Source organism: Paenibacillus sp. JMULE4 (assembly GCF_013337105.1).
Taxonomy (GTDB): Bacteria; Bacillota; Bacilli; order Paenibacillales; family NBRC-103111; genus Paenibacillus_G; species Paenibacillus_G naphthalenovorans.
On sequence record NZ_SGWF01000011.1, the window covers coordinates 867,701 to 890,278 of the forward strand.

Genomic DNA, 22,578 nt, shown 5'->3' on the forward strand with positions numbered 1-22,578 from the left:
TTCGGCCAGAACGGGATGAAAGGTGAGGAATTCATGGAAAATTCATTGATGTTTATTGATGGGGCTTGGGTGGAACCGGATAGCGGGGAATACTTCCCGGTTCTGAATCCCGCGACGGGAGAGCTCGCGGGAAGCGTGCCGAACGGGGGCTATGCCGAAGCCGTTCGCGCCATTGACGCGGCGCACCTGGCATTTGCCGATTGGTCCGCACATACCGCGGAGGAACGGGCGGAATATTTGATGACATGGCACCGCTTGATCTTGCAAAATTTGGATGATCTGGCGGCTACGTTGACCATGGAGCAAGGCAAGCCGCTTGCCGAAGCCAAAGGAGAGATCGGTTACGGAGCCAAGTTTATCGAGTGGTATGCCGAAGAAGCGAAAAGGGTCTACGGCAGTACGATTCCGGCTTCTGCCAGAAACAAGCGGGTCGTCGTTTTGCGGCAGCCGGTGGGCGTCGTAGCGGCGATTACTCCCTGGAACTTCCCGGCCGCGATGGTGACCAGAAAAATAGCCCCTGCGCTGGCCGCAGGCTGTACCGTTATTTTAAAGCCTGCCGAACAAACGCCTTTAACGTCCATTAAATTATATCAGCTGCTTGAACAGGCCGGGCTTCCCAAAGGTGTGGCCAATCTGGTTACAGGGGATGCGGTTCTGATCGGCAAAGCCTTTATGGAGGATTCGCGCGTAAGAAAAATCACGTTTACGGGTTCGACGGAAGTCGGCAAGCTGCTTATGAAGCAGGCTGCGGATACGATGAAAAATATTTCTTTGGAGCTTGGCGGACATGCGCCGTTCCTTGTATTTGACGATGCCGATGTGGAAAGCGCCGTGAAGGGCGTGATCGCATCCAAATTCCGCAATGCAGGGCAGACCTGCATTTGCGCTAACCGGATCCTCGTCCAAGAGGGGGCTGCCGACCGTTTTATCGCATTGTTCAAAAAGGAAGCAAGCGCTTTGAAGGTGGGCAACGGCTTAGAGGAAGGAACGGTGATCGGACCGCTGATCGATAAAGCGGGGTATGAAAAGGTAAGCTTGCATGTGCAGGATGCCTTGGCCAAAGGAGCTCATCTTGTCTGCGGCGGAGAAGGTTTTCATCAGTCGGATGAGGAGGATGCGGGCTATTTCTATCAGCCTACCGTCTTATCCGGAGTAACGGCGGACATGCGCATCATGCAGGAGGAAACGTTTGGGCCTGTGGCGCCGGTCGTCACCTTCAAAACGGAAGAAGAGGGCATTCGCATGGCGAACGATTCCGTTTACGGATTAGCCGCTTATGTATTTACCGAATCCCTTTCACGTGCCATTAGAGTCGGGGAGAAGCTGGAATTCGGCATTGTCGGCATTAACGACGGGGCCCCTTCCACGGCGCAGGCGCCGTTCGGCGGGTTTAAGGAAAGCGGGCTCGGACGCGAGGGCGGTAAAGAAGGCATCGAAAGCTTCCTCGAAACGAAATTTATGTCGATCGGCATTTAAGGTGCTGCGTTCAGATGAAACATGGAAAGAGGAGAGAGATGCAGTGAAGATAGGCAATGTAGGCGTGGTTGGTGCAGGACTGATGGGCTCGGGCATAGCGCAGGTGGTTGCAGAGGCGGGCTATGACGTCGTCTGGGTGGACATTTCCGGCGAACAGCTGCACAAAGGCTTGGCTAATATCAAGCGCATGCTGGATCGCAAGGCGGAAAAAGGAAAGATGACGCCGGAAAAGGCAGAGGCTGCGCTAAACAGGCTGAAAACCGAAACGGACATGAGGGCTCTGGCTGATGCCGATCTTGTGATTGAAGCCGTTCCCGAGCATTTGGAGCTAAAGAAAAAGATTTTCAAGCAGCTGGAAGAAGTCACGCGCCAGGAAGCGATCCTGGCCTCGAACACCTCAGGCCTCTCGGTTTCTGCATTGGGGGCGGCTACTCGCAGACCCGAGCAGGTGATCGGGGCCCACTTTTTTTATCCGGCGCCGGTCATGGGGCTGCTGGAAGTCACTCCAGGACTGCTGACTTCAGGCCAAGTGCTGAAGACGGTGATGGCGTTTGCCAAAAGTATCGGGAAGACCCCGGTAGAATGCAAGGATTACCCCGGATTTATTGTCAACCGGGTACTGGTGCCGATGATGAATGAGGCGATCTTTTTGGTGATGGAGGGCGTCAAGCCCGACGACATTGATACCGCCATGAAACTGGGGGCCAACTATCCGATGGGCCCGATTACGTTAGCTGATTTTGTAGGCCTGGATACGCTTCTGGCAACAATGCAAGGGCTTTATGAGGGATTTAACGACTCGAAATACCGTCCCAGCCCGCTGCTTGTCAAGATGGTTGAAGCGGGAACCTTGGGCCGGAAGACGGGTCGGGGCTTCTACAGCTACAACGATAAAGGCGAACGAATCGAATAGAGATATATCAAGTGCAGGAGCCGGTCATTTCATGCCGGCTCTTTTGGCTGTTATTTTATAGAAATTTTTATTATAATAGAAAAATTCCCACAATTAAAAAATATCGAATAAAATCAATGATCAGGGGGCGGAATTTCTGCTTCCCGGCGACATGTGGTTTTTTAAAAATAAGGAGCATGGTGATGAAATGAACCTATACAATGGTTTTTATCTGGTTGAAATACCGATTCCTGTTCCCCTTAAAACAGTGAATTGTTACCTCGCGGAGTCCCCGCTGGGCTGGCATCTGATCGATACGGGCTTTCATACGGAAGAAGCCAAATCGGCTTGGAAAACCGCGCTTCGTCAACTCCATATTGCCCCGCGGGATATCGTTGAGATTGTACTGACGCATTTTCATCCGGATCATATGGGATTGGCGGGTTGGCTGCAGGAATATACGGGAGCGCCCGTCAAAATCTCGGCGGAAGGCCAAAGGATGGTCCAGCATTTATGGATTCAAAAGCAGGAATCGGAACGCTTTACTGACTATGCCCTGAGACACGGCATGCGAACGGAAGAGCGGAAAAAGATTTATGATTATTTAGAACAATTCACTAAATATGTAAGTCCTTTTCCTGAGTTTACGACCTTTGAAGAAGGGGCCACGTTTCAGTGGTGCAATGAGGAATATACAGCGATACACACGCCGGGACATGCGGACGGCCATATGATTTTTTATTCCGCCCGGAGCAAAACGGTATTGGCGGGGGATTTGCTTTTGCCTAAAATCACGCCTAATGTGGGCTATTTCCCCGGATTTAACGCGAATCCATTGAAGGCGTTTATCCACTCCTTGCATAAGATTCAATCTTATCCGATGGATACGGTGCTCCCTGGACACCGGTATATTTTTAATAACGGGAACCAAAGAGCCAAGGAATTGATCCGCCATCACGAAGACCGGCTACGGGAAATATTGCCGATGCTGGAACGGCCCTGCACGGCTCAAGAGGTAAGCGGCAAGCTGTTTGCCCATCTTTCCGGCAATGCGGATCCTTTGCAGCTGCTCTTTGCGCTTCAGGAAACCCTTGCCCACTTGATCTATTTAAGAGAAGAAGGCTTGGTCACCTGCGAATTGGGCCGTGACGGTGTCGTTGTATTTTCGCTTGAAAAATCCAAGATGAACCTGTTGAGTCCTATGGCATGAACCAGCGAGAAGGCAGATTAGTCCGTACGGTCGGTCGGCATCAAAAACAGAAGCAATCCGGGTATTTTACTTCTTCCCCCTATGGAATATAATGGTTGTATAGTTGACTATATAGGGGGCCCTGCCATATTATGAGTGATTATCCTTCAGTTTATCGGATTAAGCAGAAGTTTGCCCGATCGCAGCTTGGCGATTTGGAGGCGGCGGTGGAGCAAGCCGTAGACCGGCTGTTTCCGCCAGGCCAACAGTCTCCGGCTCCCGGTTCAACCATTGGAATAACGGTAGGCAGCCGGGGAATTACCAACATTGTGCCGATCCTGACCTCCATCGTTGCTCAGCTCAAAAGCAGGGAACTGCAGCCGTTTCTTTTTGCCTGCATGGGAAGCCATGGCCGCGGAGAGCCTGAAGGACAGAAAGAAATCCTGGAGAGCTTGGGAATTACACCGGAAAGCATAGGAGCTCCTGTGTCCTGCTCCGGTGAAGTCCGGCTGCTTGGACATACAACCAAGGGAATTCAGGGACTGCCTGTATATTGTGCCGAGGAAGCACTGTCGTCAGACGGAGTGATTGTGGTAAACCGCATTAAAGCGCATACTTCCTTTAGCGGGACGTATGAGAGCGGGATGATGAAGATGATGGCTGTGGGATGGGCAGGGCCAAGGGAGCTTCGATGGTGCACAGCCTGGGCGTCGGTCGTATCGCTGAGCTATTCCGGCTATTGCCGGCGTGATCCTGGAGCGGGTTCCGGTCGTCGGAGGCATTGCCATTGTGGAGAATGAATACGAGGAAACGGCGCTGATCGAAGGGATTCCGAAGGCGGAGCTTTGGGAGAGAGAAAAGGAGCTGCTGATTCTCTCCAAATCCTATATGCCGAAGCTTCCGGTGAAGCATATGGATCTTTGCATCGTGAAAGAAATGGGTAAAAACTACAGCGGCACCGGGATGGATACGAATATTATCGGCCGGTTGCGAATTCAAGGGATCCCCGAGCCAGAGGAGCCTTTCATTCAGTATTTGGGTGTGCTGGACCTCTCCGAGCCTTCGCACGGAAACGCAACGGGAATCGGTCTGGCGGATTATACGACGAAGCGCTTGGTTTCGAAGATTGACAGACAAGCTACTTATTTGAACTGCATGACTTCGGGACTGGTTGTGCGCGCGGCGGTTCCTATGACCTTTGAAACCGATGAAGAACTGATGAAGAATGCTTTGTCCATTTTAAGACTGGCCGAGCCTTCCAGCTTGAAGCTTGCGATCATTCATAATACGCTGCATCTTGACGAGATGTGGGTTTCCGAAGCCCTATGGCGTGAAATTCAGGACGATCCGAAAATCGAACTCGTGGAGGGTCCTGTCCGCATTCAATTCGGGGATGAGGGACAGCTTCAGCTGTAAATAGCATTGGGGCCCGCAATACAAAGTGATCCATCGCAAGAGCCTGTCTTGTCCGAACGGCTCTTGCGTTTTTTTGTAAACCATTTGTTCACAAAGATAACGTTATTTGTAGTGCAAACACGATATAATATGAACAATAAGGTGGTAAGATCTTGATTTTTACCGGGAGTGTGGAACATCTTGAGACAAGTCTACCAAGCTTTACAAAATAGAAAATCAGAACTGATGGGGCATAAAAACTTTTTAAAATATGCGGTGATGGTTCCGCTGGTTGAAAAGAACGGCGAACTGAACATCTTGTTTGAAGAAAGGGCGCATCATCTCAAGAGGCAGCCGGGGGAAATTTGCTTTCCCGGAGGAAAGATCGATGCGGGCGACAAGGATGAAAGGGCTGCAGCCGTACGTGAAACTTGTGAAGAATTGGGGCTGGCTCAACATGAAGTTGAAGTGATTGGGCCATTGGACTATTTGATTACGTCATTTCATATCGTTTATCCGTTTGCGGCGCGGATATCCAACTACGATCAGATCCGGCCCAACCCTGATGAAGTGGCAGCGTGTTTTGCGTACCGATGGAATACCTGCGGAGCCATGCTCCAGAGCTTCATTACGTGGATCTGAGCGTGGCTCCGCGTGAAGATTTTCCATACGATCGAATCCCTAACGGCCGGAATTACAAATGGGGAAAAGGAACCGTTCCCGAGTTTTTTTACTATTATAAAGATCGTGTGATCTGGGGATTAACCGCGAGAATCCTGAACCATTTTCTTGAGGTGACGGAGGCGGCGAAAAGCAATTAACGAGATTGCTCGCCGCCTGATGCTGCCAAGAGCTTGGTTGACAAGCCGCCGCGGCTTGCCCTGCGGCTTTACATACGGATTATTTCGACGCTTTTGCCGAACTTGTTTTTTATCCAGAACATACCGGTGGGCCGATGGTTCTGATATGGCGTATCCACGGAGTAGGCGGTTCCCGCCAGCTCTTTAATCTTCGACGAATAAGCGATGCCTTCCCACTCGGTTACGGCAAAACTGGATATCTTTTTCTCGCGCAGCAGCTCTATGGGCATACGATGGTCCTGATCAAACGAAACGATCGTGACGTCCTCCCCGTCCTCATTTTTGCCGATTTGATAAACCTGAGTCACGAGATAATCATAGTTATCGTACAGCTGTTCGTAAGTGAGAAATTGCGGCTTGGCGTAGGTTACGGCAAACGCTGAAATCCGTCTTCATCGGAAAGCTCATGTAATCGTTTGTTCTGCCCGGCTCTATATTGCTCCAGTTGCTCAGGCGAATGAATGTGCAGAAAGCCGGCATTCAGCCTTCCGCTATCTTTTGCTGTGTAGTTGGTCCAGTTGAGCTTGGCATAGTACATGGGAGTATGATCGGCAGCCTGATGTTGTTTTTGAACGGGATGCGTCCATTGTCGTTCTTTCACTTGATCCCATGTGAAGCGGAATAAGCTGTCCATTGTTCCCCACAAGTTATTTATCATGCCGTTCGACGGCTGCGGGTGACTTAAGAAAGAACTCATGCTTATACTCGGATTGTCTGTTCCCCGATTGCGCCATATGGTAGTCATTTCATATTGTTTTCCCGGAATCAGGCTTGATGGATCGGTGACGTACAGACGAAGCTGATCGTCCACCACGTCCTCATTACTGTCCAATTTCTCTACCTTAACACCGGGCAAGCTGGTCATCACCCCTACGGGCTGAAGGCCGTCAAATTCGCTGTCTTGAAGCACGAATGACGGTATATAAGCGTGGGGAAGCGTGCGATGCAAGTTGTACAGCTGCTCTTTGGACCACTCAAACTTGTATTCCGTAACCAGCAGATCCTTCTCCGGTTTGAATGCTTCGAAATCTCCGGCTGCAGGAAGATCCATATTCCTTTCGTTGGTATTGGAGAGTTTCCCGGATTCAGCGGCGGCGGCGCCGCAAATACTTAGACTCAGCATAGATAAGAGAACGATGGCCGCATATTTTTTCACAGGACAAACGAGCTCCTTTCGAAGAATAGTTTCTATGCATTAGACTTACAAAAAGAGGAAAAGGTTTCACATGTGTTAAAAAATCATTTGTAGCATCGTTCCTCCTGCAGACTTATTGCAATCAAGGGAAGATCATGGTAAAGTAAATAATGACCAAATGACCAAAAATGAATAACGGTCAATTTCAAACGGGAAAAGGGAAGGAAGTTATTCTGATGTCAACGATCGATCGTCGTAAAATGATACTGGCTGCCGCTACGCAATCGTTCGCCCAGTTCGGTTATAAAGCGACGACGATGGAGCTGGTGGCGAAAATTGCGAATGTCGGGAAAGGAACAACCTATACCTTTTTCAGAACGAAAGAAGAACTGTTTGACGAAATCCTGCGCAAGGCCCTTCAGGAAATGAAGGAAGTTTGCGAGAGGGCGATCAAGCGGGAGGACACATTCGATCAGAACCTGATCCGGGTACTGGATGCGCTGCTGGAGTTCAGGGCCGATCACGAGCTGTTCGTCAAGCTGGCCCAGGAAGTTCGCGATATCGGAACCGTTCAGGCGCTGGAGGGCATCAAAAGGCTGGAGAATCTGGTCCTCGAATATATGCGGCAGGAAATCGAGGCGGCGATTGAAAAAGGGGAAATCAAGCCTTGTGATTCCCGGGTCATCTCCTTTATGCTCCTGAAATTTTATATCGCCCTTACAACGGAATGGAGTCAGACCCATGAGCCGCTGAATAAAGAGCAGATCAAGCAATATATGCAGTTATTATTGTCCGAAGGCTTGTTGGCCAAGCCGAATTAGGATCCTCTGTAAAGGAGGATTATTTTTTGGAGCATAATGACCAAATGAACAATACGGTCAATTCGTAATATTTTAATTCTTATGATTGTATAAGTATCTGTTTTTCTGCTTAAATGCAGTGGCAGTGGCAACAACATTAAGCTGGAGGGATATTCATGCGCTTTATTCGACCCATGATATTTATTGTAATGGCACTGGCTATCGGTACGGGCGGTTATCTGCTCAGTACGCATCCCACGGCGGGTAATGCACAGGCCGAATCATCGGCCCTTCCTACGGCTTACATTGAAACGAATGCGGTCAGCGCGAGCTTCAAGTTGGGGGGAAGGATTACTGAAATCCTTGTTCACGAAGGAGATACCGTCCAAAAAGGCCAGGTTCTGGCAAGGCTGCAGAGCTCGGAGCTGGAAGCCAAGCTTGCTCAGGCCGATGCTACAGTTGCGCTGGCTCAGGGCAAGATCGCAGAAGCGCAAGGCGCAAAGGCGGCGGCGCAGGCGAAGAAGCAGCAGGCGGCAGCCGGGGTAACGGTGACGTCGGAGACGGTGGAGCAGCAAATCGCGCAAGCGAAAGCGGCGGTTGATGCGGCTCAGGCCAAAGTGGACGGATTACGTCAAGGTGCCCGCCCGGAGGAAAAGAAGCAGGCGGAGATTCAATACCAGGCGGCAAAAGAAGTGTACGAGATTGCAGAACAAAACTTGAACCGGATGAATGCGATGCTGGAGGAAGGACTTGTTTCCAAAGCGGAGGTGGATAAAGTCCAGGTCAGCTATCAGGAGGCAAAGACCAAGGTAGAACTGGCTGAGCAGCAGCTCCAAATGGTAAACCAGGGGCCTCGGGAAGAAGAAATCCGCGCCGCCGAAGCGATGCTGGAACAGGCAAAAGCGGCGCTTCAGCTTGCTGAGGCGGGCCGTGAGCAGGTCGCTATTCGGCAAGGGGACGTAGCCGCGGCCGAAGCCGCCATTAAGCAAGCGCAGGGTGCGCTGCAGTCGGCCGCTTCGAGCGAAAAGCAGGCGAAGGCCGCCAAAGCAGAGGCGCAAGTTTATGTCGGCTATACGGAACTGACCGCGCCCAGCGACGGGGTCATTATATCGCAAACCGCGCAGCCGGGCGAGCTTGTCGGCTCCGGATTCCCGATTTTTACGATTCAAACGACAGATACGCCGTGGGCCAAGTTTTATATGACGGAAACCAGCGTAGCCGGATTCAAAGCCGGGGACAACATTCGGATGAAGCTGATCGCCACAGGACAAGAGGTGGAAGGTACGATTCAATCCATATCCGCGGCACCTGATTTTGCGGTCAAAAAAGCGACGCAAACCGCGGGACAAACCGACGTTCGATCGTTTGCCGTTAAAGTTGGATTTCGGCAAATGCCGGAGGGCGCTGCAGTCGGAATGACGCTGCAGTGGATCGGGGCAACGGAAGGGTGATCCAGTCATGGACTTGAAGGTAGGCGTCGTCATCGCCGATGAATGGAAAAGCATTGTGAAGGACCGGCGTTTATTCGCTATCTTGTTTATTGTACCGGTGATGTATACCTTGCTGTTCGGGGCGATTTATACGCATCACAAGGTAACGGAATTGAGCACCGTCGTGATGGATGACGATCAAAGTCCGCTTAGCCGTCAAATCATCCAGGCCTTCGATGAAAGCGAAACGTTTCGCATTACCCAAAGGGTACATTCGGAAGAGGAGGTGAAACAAGCGCTGGCTTCGGGAGAAGCGCAGGTCGGTTTATTCATCCCCGACCGCTTCGAAGCGAGTTTAAAGCAGGGCCAAACGCTTCCTCTGCTGACTTGGGTGGACGGGAGTAATATGATTTATTCGAACACGGCGACAAAAGGAGCCAATGAAGTCATCACGACGTTCAGCATGGGTCTTTCCGCCAAAAAGCTGCAGCTGCAGCAGGGATTGCAGGACGAGCAGGTTCTCCATACGCTGTCTCCGATTCCTTACAGATACCGCATTTTATATAATCCCACGGTAAATTATAGCGATTTTATGATATACGGCTTAATCGGAGCGATTCTGCAGCAGGTCCTGTTCCTGGGTATCGCTTTGGCGATAACGAGGGAAAAGGATCAAGGGACCTGGCAGCGGTTTGCCTATTGGCGGCGGGAGCCATGGCGATTGGCATATGCGAAAACGGCTCCTTACTTTCTGATCAATCTGTTCAATACGACCGTTGCGTTGTGCATTGCATTGTATGTTTATCAAGCTCCGTTCGCAGGCAGCGCTGCCCTGGTTTTCCTTACCGTGCTCTGCTTCACGTTCGCCGTCAGCGGCATCGGGTATCTGATCAGTCTAATCTCCGCCAATCAGCTGGGAGCTACGCAAACGGCGATGCTGATCGCCGTCCCGTCGTTTCTGCTTTCCGGCTTCACCTGGCCGTTTGAGGCGATGCCCAAAGCGCTGCAGGCGGTAGGGCATATGCTGCCGCTGACGTATTTTTTGGATGCCATCCGGAACGTCCTTGTAAAGGCCAACGAATTCTCCGTCATATGGCGTGATTGTTTGGCCATGGCGATGATGGGAATGGTCGCATATTTTATTGCACTGCTGCTGACCCGGTTTCTGGTGTTCCGGAAGAAGGAGGAGCTGCAGGCAGAGCCAGGCTTGAATGCGCCCCGTTCCTCCGATTCAACAAGCTTGACGATTTAAAAATAGATAGAGGAGATATGAGAGATGAAAAAGACGATGGCCGGTTTATGCGCAGCTCTGTTAATGTTGTCCGGTGTGCAAACAGCGGCATTGGCCGACGGAGCAAATGAAGAGCTCGATCGGCAGGTTTATGTTTCTGCGAACGATTTGGATTTCGTATCGTCCATCGATTTGCCCGCCGTACTGAAACGGGCTTTGGAAGACTCCGACAACTTGATGCTGCTGCAGTTGAAATATGCGGCGTTGAACGCCAAGGAAAACGATTTGAAGCAGCAAAGCGATTCGCTGCACGGTTCTCTGGTTACAGGCGCACATCTTCCCGATACCCCGGAAGAAATGATCGCGGCTATGAATGCCCAAGGCGTGCAGCTGAAGCCGGAGGAGAACTTGTGGATCGGTCCGATGACGACCGTGACGAATAAAGCCGTCAATCAGTTGATTCAAGGGATGGGCGCCATGAGCGCGGGGATTAACCAAATGATTCATCAGCAAAGGGAACAAATGAAATCGGCAGCCCATCAGCTGCAAACGGACCAGCGCAACACCCGGCTGCAGCAGGAAGAGGCACGGGAGGGAATACGTCTTCAGACGATCGCTCAGTACGTGCAGCTGCTCGGGATGAAGAAGCAAATCGCCTTCATGCAGGAATATCAGACTTTGCTGGAACAGGAACTCAGGAAAGCGACGTTGTTTAAGGAGGAGGGCCTCGCTTCTTCCGAGGATGTGCTGGCAGCGGAAAGAGCGCTGGCAAAGCATAAAGATGAGCTGACGATATTAAACCAAAACTACCGGCTCGCCTTGCTGCAGCTTTCCTTCGATATCGGAATTGCGTATGATCCGAATCTGGAGTTGAAAGAGATTGAGGACCTGTCTACAGCGCCGATTGTCGAAGTGGATACGGAGACGTTATTAAGGCATTCGTTCCAAATGAAAATGAGTGCCAACAACATAGATGAAGCAGCGTGGCAGAGCGATAATTCCGTCACTCAAAACGTGTATGGAGAAGGCGGTTTGGCCGTGAATTATGCGATTGCGGGAACGAAAAACAAGCAGATGCAATTGGAGCTGTCCAAAAAAATTCAAGCCACCTACACGGAAGCGAAAAATGCTTATCAGTCCTATTTGACAGAAGAGCGCAATGCCGAGGAAGCGAAGGCGGACCTGAGCAGGATGAAGTTCCGTTATGAGGTCGGCGTCATATCCCGCCACGATCTCCGGAAGTTCGAGCTCAAAGTGCGCCAAAGCGAAGCCTCGCTGGAGGCAGCGAAGTTGAAATATTATGTGCTGAGGGAAAAGGCGATCGCCATGGAGAAAGGATTCATTCAGTAGATCGGTATAACGATGCACAGGACGAAATCCGCATATGGGGGTCTCCTGCAGCTCTTTTGAATTATGTGCTGCTGGGTTGGCTTATCGGAATCTCGCGTGTGAAAAGCTCGTTGTTTGTGCAGATCTTTATGAATGTAACGAATATGGGCCTCAGCCTTTTCCTCGTCGAGGTTATGGGGATGGAGGTCCGCGGCGTCGCCGTGGCGTGCCTTATTGCGGAATACAGCGCACTTGGTCTGGGACTGATCCTGGTGCTGAAAAATTTGGATTGGAGCATGGCAAGGCCGGCGCTGTCCGGCTCCTCCTCCATAAGCAGCCCTATCCGCATGCTTAGGGTGAACCGGGATTTATTTACGCATGGAAAGAGCGGATTAACCGTCCATGGAGAAGCCGTTAGATAGCCTGAAGCTGGCGACTTTTCCACCTTATTTTTTTTGGAGGATTCAGACATGCTGTGCTGTGACCTCCGATAGGGTACGCGGATTGCCGCCCTGGTTCCCTGATGCGGATGGGAAGTGATCCTAAAGTCTGCCGAGTCTCCGTAGGCCAGCAGAAACCGGCGGTATACGTTGTAAATGCCTGTGTGCTTCTGAAAATAAGGATCGACGATTTCTCCCTTCGAATGAATCAATCGAGTAATCTTGTCCAGAATATGTGCCGGTATGCCGGTTCCTGTATCACGAACATCGATATGAAGCGTCCCCTCTGTCAGCTCCACTGTAACGGTCAACAGGAATTCCTCAGCGCCCATGCTCGGGCTCCATCCATATTTAATCGCATTTTCTACAAAGGGTTGTATGCTCAGCTTCATAATTGGAATATCTGCTGCAGCCGAATCTACGTCGAATTTCGCCATCACATCCTTGCCGTTTCGATAGTGATGGATATTAAGGAAATTTCGGATATAGGCCATTTCTTCTTTTACCGGAGCCCATCCTCCATCGTTTCTCACATTATATCTCATCATCCGGGACACGGATTGCACCATTTCGCCAACCGCTTCTCCATTGTTTTTGACAGCATAAGACTCAATCGTTTCGAGTGTATTGAACAGGAAGTGAGGATTAATCTGAGCTTGCAGCTGCAGCAGCTCCCTCTCTTTTTCTTTTACCCTGGATTCAAACACTTCCTGCTCCATTCTTTGCAGCTCACCGAGCATCTGATTATAGCTTTGTATCAAAAATCCGATTTCATCGTTGCTGTATTTGATCTGAATCGGAACGTACGCCCCTCTGCCCAGACTTACAATCCCTCCCTTAAGTTTAAACAGCGGCCGGAGGACGCTATTCATGACAGGGAATGCAATAATCAAAGCGATGATCAAGCTGACCACGGCAATGAGCATGGTCAATTGAGTGGATTGCTGAACGCCTTTCGTAATGCTGCTGAGCGGAGCCATCCATACCAGCTTCCAATGGCCGTAAGGGATATCTGCATAGACAGCTTGATACTTCACGTTATCGGAGTTAAAAATAAATTCCCTGTTTTGATCAGGATCTAAAGCCAGTGATGTCTGAAAATCCTGCAGCAGGGTGGAATGCATGCTGAAATTGGAAACGACCGTACCGCTGGAAGGTTGATATAGTAAAAGATACCCGTCCTGCCCATAATTGCTTCCGCTTAGCATACTTTTCAGTTTGTCCTCCCGAATCTCGATCACGAACCAGGAATTGATCTGTCCTGTACGCAAATTAACGATGGGCCGGACAAGAGAGAAAACGTTTTCTCTTGGGTTTTGGATATAATCCATCGGATGAGGAGCGATTAATTCTTGTTTGTTTATTTGATAAAACGACCTGTATATATGATTCTCTTGAAAAGAGTATTCATAGTTAAGGCGCTTCTGATACGATTCAAAATACGATTTTCCCATTTGGTCAAGATAAAGAACACCGAGCACCTCGTTCCAGAATTGAAGGGAATTTTTTAGAACCGGACGAAAATTAATAATATAATTGGCTTGCTGAACCAAATCATCGTCGGGTGTCTCCAAAAATTTCTGGAAGTCGGGATTGGTCAGCAGCGAATCGAAGGATTGGCTCAAATCCTGCAAATAACTTGTGATATCATGGGAGACAAATTGAACGTACTGTGAAGAAATGGATGCCGAATGCTCCGTACTGGAACGAAACATAAAATGCTGGGAGCTGTAGCTAACCAGGGAGATGGGAAAAATGGAGATTGCAACCAGAAGGATGAACAGTTTATATTTAAGCGATAAATAGCCTATCCACCGTTGAACAGACTGCAGTAATGGCAGCATGGAATCATTTCCCCTCTTGGTACTGGTGGTTGTTCTTATTCGACAAATTCTAACAAAATCCTTGTAAGGAGCTGAAGATGAACTATGAAAATATGTGTTGCCGATGACGAGAAAGAAGTGCGCGAAAGCATTATATATAAATTAACAATGCTTTTTCCTTCTGCCAAGATCTTTGATGTCGGGTTTGGCAAAATGGCCCTGGAACAAATTTCGCTGGTGAAACCGGATCTTGTCTTTATGGATATACGGATGCCGGAAATGGACGGTCTGGAGATTCTTCGTTCGATCCAAAGAACTTACCCGGCCATGCAGGTTGTTATTTTATCGGGCTATGACGATTTTGAATACGCGCGTAAAGCGCTGCAGTATGGTGCTGTCGACTACTTGTTAAAGCCGGCGGACCGCGAGCAGCTGCGGGAAGTCGTTGAGAAAGTAAAGCTGGAGATGGACGTTTTGCTGCTGAAGGAAATGGAATCGGTGCTTGTCAAATTATCCAACCAATATGTATTTGTTCATGATCTAAAGTGTTATAATACCGGCCTATGGTTCGATGAGCGGGAGTGGAAGGAAATTCTTTTTGGCGATCCTGCAGAGCTATGCAAGACATGGGAAAGCCATCCCGACCGCATCTTATTATCTTTCTCCGTCAATTTTGACTATGGCGGTGTGGTGGTTCACACGCCCTCGGGCCAAAACAGGACGAGTTTCCGAGAGAAGCACGATTTTTTGTCCAGTATCACAGCCGGAATTGAGCAATGGGAAAGTGAGCGTTTTTTTGAGGGGCAGCGGGAACGGGGGGAGGCAGCCTTGGAAAAGAACGGCAAAGAGGCGGCCAGGAAAGCCGTATCCTTGCGGCAGCACATCTTATCGTATGCCAAAATCGGAGACATTCCGCATCTGGAAGCAGCGCTTGACCATTGGTTGAACAGCTTGGAGAAGCTTGAGTTTCACCAACTCAAGAAAGAGTGTGTGAACCTGATGGCCTTGCTTGACGAAGGACTCACCAGTAAAAACGAACTAATTGTATTGGAAGAAGAAAAAATCCATTATTGGACTCAGTGGGTTACCAAGCACAAGACGTGGAGCGAATTGAAGCAAAAGATTTGGAAGTTTGTTTTGGATGGTGTCCGCGCCTTGACGCAGCTGGAGAATCAATCGAGCTTGAGCTGGTTTAGACAAGCGCTTCAATTGGTCGATACTTCCCGCGATCCGAATCTCAGTCTCGAAATGGTGGCCGACGCCGTAGGCGTTCACCCCGTCACATTAAGCCGCATCTTCAAACAGCAGACTGGTATGAATTTTGTCAAATATATGATCCGCAGCAGATTGCGGCATGCGCAGACTTTGCTGCTCCAAACGGACAAAAAAATCAATGAAATCTCTGAAGAAATCGGTTATATGGATTACCGCTATTTCCGAACCTTGTTTAAAAAAGAATTCGGCTTAACGCCTTCAGAGTATCGCAGAGGCAATGGATTCGCCAATACAGGCGATGAAACGGAGTAAACCCTGCAGGTTAAAAAATTCTCCCCTTCGGCTAAATTATTCCGCTGTTTTCGCATGCGCGGATTTTCTATACTCATATTGTAAACGGTTAACTGTTTCATGTTAGGATTATTTCGGAAAGGTAGAGTCGTGCATGGAAGCTATTTGCAGGACTGGCTTTTGTACGAGACGGATTACAATTGACGGTCATCCCCTGATCCATACGGAAGATTATGCGAGCGTGCTGCTGCGCTTTGAAGATGGAACCAGAGGTGTTTTTACGGTTTCCCAAGTCAGCGCCGGACGCAAAAATAGGTTAAGCTTTGAGATCAATGGAAGCAAAAGCTCCGCGTTTTGGAATCAGGAGGAACCCGAGAAGCTGTGGATCGGGCATCGAGAGAAACCGAATGAAGGTGTATTATCGATGCCATTCTGGAAAGTCATGCCACAGGCCAATGGGTTGATGTGGACAATACAAATAAAAAGGGGTAATGCAAAATGAGAAAAATGAAAACGGCTTCAATACTGGTGCTTTCAATGATGATGGTCTTGTCAGCGTGTTCTGAAGCTACACCGCCTGCCCATGAGCAAAACGGAAATGCGGCCGATAGCGGGAAACCCCAAGTGTTGAAAGTGTTATATGCTACGGTCGAGGCAGGCTCGGAGGCTATCATCGACGCCGCGCAAAAATACGAAGAGCAAACGGGCATTCGGATTGAAGTGAATACATTCCCATATAACAACCTTCAAGAGAAAGTATTTTCGGAACTGGCCCAAAAGAGCGACCACTATGATTTGATTGCGATCGATACGCCATGGATGCCCAAAATTATCCAGCACATTGAACCCATGACTTCTTATATAAAGTCTACGAAATCGCCGGATTCGTTGAAGCTGGATGATTTTATCGCCAAAGCGTTTCTGGATACTTCTGTATTCAAAAAAGATGCGCCGCAAGCCAATCCACCACAAATGGATGAGATTCATCTGGATAACATTGTTTCACAGGGATTCGATATCTGGAGCCTTCCGGTTCAATCCAATGTGTTGACCGTGAGCTACAGAAAGGATCTTTTTAACCATCCGAACAACAAGGAAGAATTTAAAAAGCAGTACAACCGTGAATTAACCATTCCCCAAACGATGGATGAGTATCTGGATATCGCTAAATTTTTCACCCGCGATACCAACAACGACGGCAAAATCGATCTGTACGGTACGACTTTGATGGGGAAGAAGCATGAAGCCAATTTTGTTGACTTCAAGTCGTTCTTAAGTGATTTTGGCGGGAAAGTCTTTGACGATGATCTGAAGCCGGTGTTCAATGATGAAAAAGGAGTAAAAGCGCTGGAAACCTACGGCAGCTGGATCGGCCAACATAAAGTGACGCCTCCTGGCGTACTGACATACACCTGGGATGAAGTGGCGACCGTCTTCGGCTCCGGACAAGTGGCCATGGGGATGAATTATCACGATATGAAGCTGGATCCCAAAGTAAAAGGCGAAGCCGGATACTTTGTATTCCCCGGTGTAAAAGACGGCGATAAGCTTGTGAGAGGGCCGCACTTCGGATCTTGGGGGATTGGCATCAGCAAATATTCCAAAAACAAACAAGGCGCTTACGAGCTGGCGGAATATTTGACAAGCCCGGAGGCTCAAAAAGGCTACTTGAAATTTAACCAGCACGTGACGAGAAAATCCGCATATGAAGCTGCGAAGTCTTTGCCCGAGGCATCTCTTAAAGAGTACTACCAAGTTCTCGGCGAATCTCTAAAAGTGGGCGTGGGCCGTCCGAGAATTACGAATTATGATCAGGTTTCCGAAGCTGTCCAAATTGCAGTCAGCGATTATTTGTCCGGTAAAAAGGATGCGAAGACGGCGCTGAACGATGGCGCCAAACAAGTCGAAACCCTGATGAAGCAAGCAGGTTATTAAGGTTGAATCCCAGCGGACGCATGAGCATGAACATTCGGCGACAAGCGTCCGCTTTAAACGGAGTTGAAATTCCCTCATGAGAAATCAAGATAAGAGTAAGCTGAAATACCTTTTGTTTGTTCCGGCCATGGTTGTTCTGATTTCCATGACCATTGTCCCGTTCATCTTTTCTTTGCTGACCAGTATGACTAATTATAAAGCTACGGAACCAGAGAAGTGGAGCTTTGTCGGGCTGGATAATTTCACCCGCGCTTTAACCGACCCCGATGTCCAGGCTTCATTCATCAACACGCTGATTTATGTGGGCTGCGCCGTTTTTTTGGAGTTTGTGCTCGGCATTCTGATTGCGCTGTTATTAAACCGCCAAATGAAAGGAATCACCGTGATCCGGATGCTGCTGCTTCTGCCGATGATGGCCACACCGGTAGCGGTTGGTCTCATGTGGCGATGGCTGTTTAATACCGATTTCGGCATTATTAATCATTATTTGAACTCGTGGTTCGGCATCACAGGTCCGAATTGGCTTGGAGACCATACGCTGTCCATGCCTGTCGTTATTCTGGTCGATGTCTGGCAGTGGACTCCTTTTATGGTGCTTTCTTTGCTCGCGGGACTGCAATCTTTGCCTGACGATCCGGTGGAAGCCGCCTGGATGGACGGGGCCTCGCCATGGCAATTGTTTTGGCATGTCACCCTTCCGCAGTTAAAGCCCGTGATTCTGGTCGTGCTGTTAATCCGGATGATCGATGCCTTCAAGTCCTTTGATGTGGTCTGGACCTTAACGAATGGAGGACCCGGGATCAGTACGGAATTATTGAGCCTGCGCGTTTATCGTGTAGCGTTCAAGTTCTGGGAGACAGGGTATGCTTCGGCGATTTCCTGGCTGTTCTTAATTATGGTCATTTTGATTACCTCTCAGTTTATCCGGTTTCTTTACAGGGAAACGCCAAAATAATTCAATCGATCCGATCTACATAGTATTGGGGATGATATGATGGGAATTTTACCGTATAAAACAAAGAAAACCGCGGTTAACCGGTTCCTGGATCTATTGACTTACATTATTCTGTTTGTCGCGATCTTCCCGGTGGCGTGGATGGTGTTAACGTCGTTAAAAACATCCTGGGATGCGCAAGCCTTACCGCCGGTGTGGTTCTTTCTTCCGACCTTTGAGAACTACGGGTCTTTATTTTCAAGTAAAGGATCGTCAAATCAATTCAGCAGCCTGCTGTGGAACAGTGTGGTTGTCTCGCTTGTATCCACCTTTTTGTCCATTGTATTCGGAGCATTGGCTTCCTACTCCTTGTCGAGATTTAACTTGAAAAGAGGAAAGGATCTGGCAATTTGGATATTGTCCACCCGGATGTTTCCGCCGGCCGCTACGCTGGTACCCGTATTTATGATGATGAGCTGGTTTGATTTGATCGATACGTATACCGCTTTGATTATTCCTTATACGGCATTCAATCTTTCGTTTGTGGTGTGGATGCTGAAGGGATTTTTCGATGACATTCCGATCGATCTGGAAGAAGCGGCGATGATGGACGGCTGCTCCCGGATGACCGCTTTTTATAAAATCATTCTGCCGTTGATCGCTCCCGGTTTGGCTGCAACCGCGATTATATGTCTCATGTTCAGCTGGAACGAATTTATGTTTGCGTTGGTGCTTTCCAGAAATGATGCCGTCACGGCTCCTGTGATCGCCAACCAATTCATTACGATGTATGGGGTAAAATGGGGCGAGTTGACTGCGGCCTCGACCTTAATGACGGCTCCGGTTCTGTTCTTTGCCATTCTCGTAAGGAACCACATGATTAAAGGCTTAACGATGGGTTCCGTAAAATAAACAATCCAAAGGGTATGGAGGGCATATGGATGAAAACAATGAAGGGCGTAGTATTTCCAGGGAATAAGCAAGTGCTAGTCAAAGAGTTTCCGGTTCCCGCTCCGGGTCCCAACGAGGTTTTGATCGAGATGAAGGCATCGGCGATTTGCCGCAGCGATATGAGCCTTTATTATGGAAACCCGGTGGTTGGCGGCGAGGCGACCAAATCGGGAGCTATCATTCCGGGTCATGAGCCGGCAGGATTGGTGGTCCAAACCGGAGAAGGCGTCGAATCGATTAAAGCAGGAGACCGGGTAGCCGTATATTTGGCTGTCGGGTGTGGAGAGTGCTCAAATTGCAAAAGCGGGTATATGATGTTCTGCACCTCCTGGAAATGTGTCGGCTTTGACGTGCATGGCGGAGATGCCGATTATCTTGTGGTTCCCGAGAAAAATTGCATGAAGCTTCCGGATTCGTTAAGCTATGTGGCCGCTGCCGTATCCACAGATGCGGTGGGAACGCTGTACCATGCTCAAAAAAGACTGAACATTTCCGGGAAGGATACCTTGGTCATTTTTGGCCTGGGACCGATGGGCGGAGCCGGCATTTTGGTCGCCAAAGCTTTGGGCGCAACCGTCATCGCTGTCGATATGATCGAAGAGCGGCTGGAGCTTGCCAGAACGGAACTCGGAGCCGACTACACGATCAACGGCAATACAGAAGACGTCGTCAGCCGAATTCGCGAGATCACGAATGGCAAAGGCGCGGATGCGGCTATCGATTGCTCGGGCAGTCCGATTGCGGAAAATCAGGCGTTGGACAGTGTGAGAACCCACGGCAGAGTGGCGTTTGTCGGGGAGTGCAGGGAATCCACGATCAAACCAAGCGAGCAGCTCATTCGTAAACAATTAACCTTAATCGGCTCGTGGTATTTCCCGATCCAGGAATATGAAGAGATTACGGAATTCATTGTACGCAAAAACGTCCCGGTTGAAAAACTGGTTACACACACCTTCCAGTTGGAAGAAGCAGAGAAAGCGTTCCGGTTGTTCGATGAAAGAAAGACCGAAAAAGCCGTATTCGTTTGGTAGGTTGACACCAATTTCGTATCCATAGAAGGGAGCATGAACATATGAAAGGAATCTCGTTTAATACATGGGTGTATAGTTGTTTTCCAAGCTGGCTTCCGTCATATCCATTGGATGAAGTCATTAAAAGATTGTCCTCTATGGGCTATGACGGGATCGAGATCGGCTGCGCCAGTCCCCATGCTTGGCCGGATCATTTATCGCACGGGCGGAGAAAGGAAATCAAACAGCTGCTCAGAACGCATCAACTGAACGTATCGTCGATGCTGCCCGCTCCGGGCGGGGGGCCGGGGAACAACCCAAGCTCTCCGATTAGAGAAGAACGGGAGTTCACAGTTCAGCATTACAAGGATATTATTCTCCTTGCGCATGAATGGGAATGTCCTACCGTGATTTGGATTGCGGGATGGGCCGTCTATGGGACTCCGCAGCAGGAGGCATGGAATTACAGTCTTCAAGGGCTGGTGGAGTGTGCCCGATATGCAAAGGAGCTTGGCGTCACGCTGGTAGTGGAGCCGACGCCTACAGACAGCAATTTGGTCGAGACCGCAGACGACGCCCTCTTGCTGGCGGAGCAAACCGGTGAAGATAACGTCAAAGTGATGTTTGATACCTTCCATGCGCTCTATCGGAGCGAGGTATCCAGTGACTACGTGTACCGCATGAAAGATAAGCTTCACCATATCCATATATCCGATGCCGACCGTCTTCCGCCGGGACAAGGAAACTGCAATTTCGACGCTGTGTTGAAAGCTTTGAAAGAGATCGACTATCAAGGCTATTTGACGATGGAGGTCGGCTTCCATACCCGCAAAGCCGATCCCGATTGGTATGCGGCCGCATCGATCGACTATTTGAAGAACAAATTAAAAGAGATTCAATGGGGTTAAACCGCCATCAGAACAAGCTGTCGCCTAATATGCCTAAATGACAGCTTGTTTTGTTTGCTCAATATTTAGAAAAGGATGTTGTCGATAAGAGCGAACCCTGACAAATTTACACCGGCGGGAGAAGGATTGCTGAAGCCGACCGGGGCGATCATACTGACCGTATCCGTCGGAGCGCCCCAAGGCAGGGCATAGCTAAGCTTATTATTGATGACCTGAATTTGCCCTGTAGCGGGTACCGAAGTACCGCCAAATATACGGCCAACCGGTTGGGATTAGGCTGAATGAGGATATTGTCTTCAATCAGTATCGTAACCAAGTTCTTCGAAAAAGTTAGCGGCTATGGGTAAAAGAATAATCGAGCTTCCGCTTCTTGTCATATGATCGGCGTAGTTCTCCTGAATGAACAGCGATTGATTGGATTGATGTTCTGGGTATTCACCGATTCGTACAATATTTTCGGATCGGATGGCTGTCCTAACCTCGAAACATCAGGTTTTGAAAATAGGACTTGCAGGAAAACGATCCGGTTTAATAGAATGGTTATACATTGTTTGAATAATGCGACATATCTATTTTAGCCAAGGGGGAAATACCTTTGAATGTCACGCAATCATGGCAGCAATTCGTGCTGAAAGGGGAAGCGGACGCGAATATTCGCAAGGAAGTCCTGGATTCATGGTATAGGTGCAGGCAGATCGGTATTTCTTATGAATTGGATCAGGTTGCTTCTCATATTGGCAGAGATGAGTTTATCGATAAGCGCAAAAAAAACGAAGAGCTACTGGCAGCCGCTATCCCGGTGATGGAAGAAATGTACAGTTATTTAAAGGGTGGAGGTTACCTGCTCCTTCTTGCCGATGCAGATGGATATTTGATCGAAATGATGGCCGATGCGAAAGCGCAGCATGTGTGCGATCGGGGAGGAATTACACCCGGTGCCAGATGGATGGAGGATAACGTAGGTTCTACTGGACTTTCCATTGCGCTAAGGACACGTATGGCTATAGCCACATCCGCCAATGAACACTATTGCACCGCTTTCCGGGTATGGGATTGCTCGGCTTGTCCCATATTTGTCGACGGAGAATATATGGGGGTGTTCGACATCTGCCGGGTAGGTCCGGGCAATGACATCCGCGAGCTGTACACGTTGGCGGTCTCCGGAGCACGGTCTGTTGCCGAGAGATTGCGTTATGACCGAAACAGAGTAAAAGAAGAAATCCTGTCGGAAATTCTCCTGCGTTCCTGGGATATCAATTTGCAGTCCACGGGTATTTTTTCCTTCGACAAGTGGGGGAAGATCATTCATAAGAATAAACGGGCATCTGAATTTA

At 49.2% G+C, this 22,578-nt stretch carries 22 protein-coding genes; 19 read left to right on the top strand and 3 right to left on the bottom strand.

What is annotated here, in order from left to right; translation table 11 throughout:
* The first annotated feature begins 33 nt into the window (after positions 1-33).
* The 7 genes from EXW96_RS09505 to EXW96_RS27425 all read left to right on the top strand — a co-directional run bounded on the left by EXW96_RS09505 (position 34) and on the right by EXW96_RS27425 (position 5,773).
* A complete protein-coding gene (locus tag EXW96_RS09505) occupies positions 34-1,476 on the top strand; it encodes an NAD-dependent succinate-semialdehyde dehydrogenase (RefSeq protein WP_174350406.1) in 1,443 nt (480 codons plus the stop codon).
* Positions 1,477-1,519: 43 nt separating this feature from the next.
* A complete protein-coding gene (locus EXW96_RS09510; RefSeq protein WP_062408808.1) occupies positions 1,520-2,389 on the top strand; it encodes a 3-hydroxyacyl-CoA dehydrogenase family protein in 870 nt (289 codons plus the stop codon).
* 187 nt (positions 2,390-2,576) lie between these two features.
* Positions 2,577-3,578, top strand: coding sequence for an MBL fold metallo-hydrolase (locus EXW96_RS09515; protein ID WP_174350407.1), 1,002 nt, complete (start codon positions 2,577-2,579; stop codon positions 3,576-3,578).
* Between the two features lie 131 nt (positions 3,579-3,709).
* Positions 3,710-4,357, top strand: a complete 648-nt coding sequence (locus EXW96_RS09520) for a hypothetical protein (protein WP_174350408.1) — start codon at positions 3,710-3,712, stop codon at positions 4,355-4,357.
* Complete coding sequence (locus EXW96_RS09525) at positions 4,347-4,973, top strand: hypothetical protein (protein WP_174349745.1); 627 nt, start codon at positions 4,347-4,349, stop codon at positions 4,971-4,973. The genes EXW96_RS09520 and EXW96_RS09525 overlap by 11 nt, the downstream gene beginning before the upstream one ends.
* Positions 4,974-5,153: 180 nt before the next feature.
* Positions 5,154-5,594 (top strand): NUDIX hydrolase, encoded by a 441-nt coding sequence (locus EXW96_RS27420; RefSeq protein ID WP_254611180.1) that lies wholly within the window; start codon positions 5,154-5,156, stop codon positions 5,592-5,594.
* On the top strand, positions 5,585-5,773 hold the full coding sequence (locus tag EXW96_RS27425; protein WP_254611181.1) for a hypothetical protein: 189 nt from the start codon (positions 5,585-5,587) through the stop codon (positions 5,771-5,773). The genes EXW96_RS27420 and EXW96_RS27425 overlap by 10 nt, the downstream gene beginning before the upstream one ends.
* Positions 5,774-5,841: 68 nt before the next feature.
* Here EXW96_RS27425 and EXW96_RS09535 read toward each other — a convergent pair whose 3' ends face one another.
* Complete coding sequence (locus EXW96_RS09535; RefSeq protein ID WP_174350409.1) at positions 5,842-6,120, bottom strand: hypothetical protein; 279 nt, start codon at positions 6,118-6,120, stop codon at positions 5,842-5,844.
* A gap of 59 nt (positions 6,121-6,179) precedes the next feature.
* Positions 6,180-6,968 (bottom strand): hypothetical protein, encoded by a 789-nt coding sequence (locus tag EXW96_RS09540; protein WP_174350410.1) that lies wholly within the window; start codon positions 6,966-6,968, stop codon positions 6,180-6,182.
* A 215-nt stretch (positions 6,969-7,183) separates the two neighbouring features.
* Between EXW96_RS09540 and EXW96_RS09545 the strand changes: the two genes are divergently transcribed.
* The 4 genes from EXW96_RS09545 to EXW96_RS09560 all read left to right on the top strand — a co-directional run bounded on the left by EXW96_RS09545 (position 7,184) and on the right by EXW96_RS09560 (position 11,758).
* Complete coding sequence (locus tag EXW96_RS09545; RefSeq protein ID WP_054817863.1) at positions 7,184-7,768, top strand: TetR/AcrR family transcriptional regulator; 585 nt, start codon at positions 7,184-7,186, stop codon at positions 7,766-7,768.
* A 155-nt stretch (positions 7,769-7,923) separates the two neighbouring features.
* Positions 7,924-9,198 (top strand): HlyD family secretion protein, encoded by a 1,275-nt coding sequence (locus tag EXW96_RS09550; RefSeq protein ID WP_074726835.1) that lies wholly within the window; start codon positions 7,924-7,926, stop codon positions 9,196-9,198.
* Between the two features lie 7 nt (positions 9,199-9,205).
* Positions 9,206-10,429 (top strand): ABC transporter permease, encoded by a 1,224-nt coding sequence (locus tag EXW96_RS09555; protein ID WP_062408802.1) that lies wholly within the window; start codon positions 9,206-9,208, stop codon positions 10,427-10,429.
* Between the two features lie 24 nt (positions 10,430-10,453).
* Positions 10,454-11,758, top strand: coding sequence for a TolC family protein (locus EXW96_RS09560; RefSeq protein ID WP_174349747.1), 1,305 nt, complete (start codon positions 10,454-10,456; stop codon positions 11,756-11,758).
* Between the two features lie 61 nt (positions 11,759-11,819).
* Here the strand turns inward: EXW96_RS09560 and EXW96_RS09565 are convergent, their stop codons facing one another.
* Complete coding sequence (locus EXW96_RS09565; RefSeq protein ID WP_254611298.1) at positions 11,820-14,021, bottom strand: histidine kinase; 2,202 nt, start codon at positions 14,019-14,021, stop codon at positions 11,820-11,822.
* An 84-nt stretch (positions 14,022-14,105) separates the two neighbouring features.
* Between EXW96_RS09565 and EXW96_RS09570 the strand changes: the two genes are divergently transcribed.
* The 8 genes from EXW96_RS09570 to EXW96_RS09605 all read left to right on the top strand — a co-directional run.
* Entirely contained in the window at positions 14,106-15,527 is a 1,422-nt protein-coding gene (locus tag EXW96_RS09570; RefSeq protein WP_174350411.1) for a response regulator transcription factor, read from the top strand.
* Positions 15,528-15,747: 220 nt separating this feature from the next.
* Positions 15,748-16,008: a hypothetical protein gene (locus EXW96_RS09575; RefSeq protein WP_254611299.1), complete on the top strand. Its 261-nt coding sequence runs from the start codon at positions 15,748-15,750 to the stop codon at positions 16,006-16,008.
* Positions 16,005-17,441, top strand: coding sequence for an ABC transporter substrate-binding protein (locus EXW96_RS09580; RefSeq protein ID WP_174350412.1), 1,437 nt, complete (start codon positions 16,005-16,007; stop codon positions 17,439-17,441). Before EXW96_RS09575 ends, EXW96_RS09580 begins: the two co-directional genes overlap by 4 nt.
* A 76-nt stretch (positions 17,442-17,517) precedes the next feature.
* Positions 17,518-18,396, top strand: a complete 879-nt coding sequence (locus EXW96_RS09585) for a carbohydrate ABC transporter permease (protein WP_074726839.1) — start codon at positions 17,518-17,520, stop codon at positions 18,394-18,396.
* A gap of 36 nt (positions 18,397-18,432) precedes the next feature.
* Entirely contained in the window at positions 18,433-19,287 is an 855-nt protein-coding gene (locus tag EXW96_RS09590; RefSeq protein ID WP_174350413.1) for a carbohydrate ABC transporter permease, read from the top strand.
* Between the two features lie 29 nt (positions 19,288-19,316).
* Positions 19,317-20,357 carry a zinc-dependent alcohol dehydrogenase family protein gene (locus EXW96_RS09595; RefSeq protein ID WP_083351137.1) on the top strand — a complete coding sequence of 347 codons (1,041 nt, stop codon included), beginning with the start codon at positions 19,317-19,319 and terminating at the stop codon, positions 20,355-20,357.
* Positions 20,358-20,398: 41 nt separating this feature from the next.
* Positions 20,399-21,244, top strand: coding sequence for a sugar phosphate isomerase/epimerase family protein (locus tag EXW96_RS09600; protein WP_074726841.1), 846 nt, complete (start codon positions 20,399-20,401; stop codon positions 21,242-21,244).
* Between the two features lie 595 nt (positions 21,245-21,839).
* The coding region (locus tag EXW96_RS09605; protein WP_174349751.1) for a GAF domain-containing protein at positions 21,840-22,578 on the top strand (739 nt) is incomplete at its 3' end.

Coding starts and splice junctions, on each gene's coding strand:
- EXW96_RS09505 (WP_174350406.1), top strand. CDS start 34: ATGGAAAATTCATTGATGTTTATTGATGGGGCTTGGGTGGAACCGGAT.
- EXW96_RS09515 (WP_174350407.1), top strand. CDS start 2,577: ATGAACCTATACAATGGTTTTTATCTGGTTGAAATACCGATTCCTGTT.
- EXW96_RS09520 (WP_174350408.1), top strand. CDS start 3,710: ATGAGTGATTATCCTTCAGTTTATCGGATTAAGCAGAAGTTTGCCCGA.
- EXW96_RS09545 (WP_054817863.1), top strand. CDS start 7,184: ATGTCAACGATCGATCGTCGTAAAATGATACTGGCTGCCGCTACGCAA.
- EXW96_RS09550 (WP_074726835.1), top strand. CDS start 7,924: ATGCGCTTTATTCGACCCATGATATTTATTGTAATGGCACTGGCTATC.
- EXW96_RS09555 (WP_062408802.1), top strand. CDS start 9,206: ATGGACTTGAAGGTAGGCGTCGTCATCGCCGATGAATGGAAAAGCATT.
- EXW96_RS09560 (WP_174349747.1), top strand. CDS start 10,454: ATGAAAAAGACGATGGCCGGTTTATGCGCAGCTCTGTTAATGTTGTCC.
- EXW96_RS09565 (WP_254611298.1), bottom strand. CDS start 14,021: ATGCTGCCATTACTGCAGTCTGTTCAACGGTGGATAGGCTATTTATCG.
- EXW96_RS09570 (WP_174350411.1), top strand. CDS start 14,106: ATGAAAATATGTGTTGCCGATGACGAGAAAGAAGTGCGCGAAAGCATT.
- EXW96_RS09580 (WP_174350412.1), top strand. CDS start 16,005: ATGAGAAAAATGAAAACGGCTTCAATACTGGTGCTTTCAATGATGATG.
- EXW96_RS09585 (WP_074726839.1), top strand. CDS start 17,518: ATGAGAAATCAAGATAAGAGTAAGCTGAAATACCTTTTGTTTGTTCCG.
- EXW96_RS09590 (WP_174350413.1), top strand. CDS start 18,433: ATGATGGGAATTTTACCGTATAAAACAAAGAAAACCGCGGTTAACCGG.
- EXW96_RS09595 (WP_083351137.1), top strand. CDS start 19,317: ATGAAAACAATGAAGGGCGTAGTATTTCCAGGGAATAAGCAAGTGCTA.
- EXW96_RS09600 (WP_074726841.1), top strand. CDS start 20,399: ATGAAAGGAATCTCGTTTAATACATGGGTGTATAGTTGTTTTCCAAGC.